The organism is Paramuribaculum intestinale, from assembly GCF_003024925.1.
GTDB classification, from domain to species: Bacteria; Bacteroidota; Bacteroidia; order Bacteroidales; family Muribaculaceae; genus Paramuribaculum; species Paramuribaculum intestinale.
The window spans coordinates 1-2,143 of the sequence record NZ_PUED01000286.1 but is presented as its reverse complement, the minus strand read 5'-3'; the positions used below and the strand labels follow the sequence as shown (position 1 = coordinate 2,143).

Genomic DNA, 2,143 nt, shown 5'->3' with positions numbered 1-2,143 from the left:
CTCCGATGATGTTGCCCGGCTGCAAATGCAGAAACTCTCCAACGAAGCCAACGGAGATTTCCAGAAATACAAGGCTGACATTGCCCGGTATTTCCCCGACCTTGAAGATTTGCTGAGGTGGGGGCGATATTGCACCCATATCGGATTTCCCGACAGATTCACGCAGAGAATCCTCGCCCAAGAAAAAGTGGGATTTGCAGGCTCTCTTTTCTCATCGGAACACAATCAGACATTCAGCACGGAGGGTTCATATGCTAAATTGGAACGCGACCCGAAAGAAAAGTACCGATTCATACTGACAATCGACGGAATAAATGTGTTCCAATGGTTCCGCGACATGGCCCGCAAGCTCCTTGAAAAACTCGGCTTCCAACCCAAAGAACCGAGGCAAAGCCGAAGCATCAGACGCTAATATCTCCACACTGACAATAACGGCTATCTCACTTAAATCACCCCAATCGGTGGGATAGCCGTTGTTTTCTTCATTGCCATGTCTTGACTATCAGATAAATTCGTTAACTTTGCATATGGACATTCACAATAAAATCATAGTAGAGGTTGGAAATGCGACCTTTTTACCGCACGGATTTTTCCAAAGGGGGAAATCTCGGACATGGCTGTATGATTGTGGCTATTGTGTTGTTTTAATAGAATTTCAGCCATCTGCATATTCTCGTGGGTCTTTCTGCAATGTCGGAATAGATTTTTTATTCGATACTTTCACTCCGTTATATTCAACACTATGTTTTTCCTACGGATGGAAACGGATACACGTTAACAAATCTGGATTTGTGGAATATGTAGGTAACGATAGTATATTTCGGGAGGAAATATTCAAATTCGCAACTTACGCATTAAAATATGCCGAATCTCTGATTAAATTTCAATCGCTTAATTATGCCAATTGGGAATTCGTCAAACTGTTGTGGCTTAAACGGTTTAAGGCGTTGAGAGGGAAATGGAATGGCCCGGTTCATGACTACTATTATGCCGCTATGATTAAATTCCTAATTGGCAATTATGATAGTGGTGTTAGGATTCTACAAAAATGGAATTTAAGAAACGGAACGCGCGATGAATGGATGAACAAGATTTATATGACGTTTTGCGAAAGCAACCTTACAGCAAATCAAGCAAAGTCTATTGTCGTAGAAATGGTCAACAAACGACGTAAATTATTTCAATCAAAGCCCTCATATAAAAAACTGGAAGGTGAATTCTTATTGTAAAGTTATGAACAATACGATTATACGTAAAGACGGCTACTTATATTTTGAGAATTTGGATAGTTATATGCTCCCAAAGCTTACTCTAATTATTGAAGCTCCAAAGCTACAAGAGTATAGAAAATACATTGAGTATCACAACATATCAAGTATAATGATAAATTCCAATTATACCAATGGAGTAATTGGAGATTTATCTTTTCTTGGTGAATCCTCCCTAAAAATAAGGAGTTTAACTATCCTTCAGCCCAATATGAATATTGGGGATATTGATAGTCTTGTTAATTTGGAGGTGTTATCAATGGAGGGTTCTCTAAAAAAAGACCTTGATATTTCAATATTCAAATTTTTGAAATACCTAAATTGCGTATATAGCACACGTCTTCGAAATCTTGAAATTGCGTTTTCATTAAAACATTTGTCATTGAGTGGTTTTAAGATGGATGATTTGTCCATTATGAGAAATCTGAAACTATTAGAAAGTGTAGCTCTTTATAATACTCATATCAAATCTTTATATGGAATTGGCAATCTGATCAACTTGAAAAAAGTTTTAATAGATAAAGCACCTAAACTAAAAAATCTTTGTGGGTTCATTGAGCAAAACTCAAATATGGAAACGGTGGAGGTTTTCAACGCAAAGAATTTGAGAGATATTATCGCATTGAAGTATTTGCATAACTTGAAAACTCTTTATCTGCAACGAATCTCTGATATAGAGACATTATCTTTTCTATCTAATATCAGTAATTTGGATAGAATAGTAGTTTCTTCAAATGTCGACGATAAGGGCTCAAGCCGAAAGTGCGGTGCATGAATTTTGGGAAAAGTGTTAAATTTGCGTCATGAAAACCAGTGATGCATTTTGGCAGTTTTTACCCGAAGGCTTAAACGAGCTGTTTGAGATGGTCAGGTTT

General features: G+C 37.4%; 2 protein-coding genes and 1 pseudogene. All 3 read left to right on the top strand.

Features of this window, described 5'->3' with window-relative positions; genetic code table 11:
• Positions 1-412: pseudogene (locus C5O24_RS12820) on the top strand (hypothetical protein); the annotation flags it as partial.
• Positions 413-791: 379 nt separating this feature from the next.
• Positions 792-1,229, top strand: coding sequence for a hypothetical protein (locus C5O24_RS13860; RefSeq protein WP_133165597.1), 438 nt, complete (start codon positions 792-794; stop codon positions 1,227-1,229).
• A gap of 4 nt (positions 1,230-1,233) precedes the next feature.
• The gene (locus tag C5O24_RS12810; protein ID WP_107036467.1) at positions 1,234-2,043 is read left to right on the top strand and encodes a leucine-rich repeat domain-containing protein; all 810 of its coding nucleotides are present in this window, start codon (positions 1,234-1,236) and stop codon (positions 2,041-2,043) included.
• The last annotated feature ends 100 nt before the right edge of the window (positions 2,044-2,143 follow it).

Coding starts and splice junctions, on each gene's coding strand:
- C5O24_RS12810 (WP_107036467.1), top strand. CDS start 1,234: ATGAACAATACGATTATACGTAAAGACGGCTACTTATATTTTGAGAAT.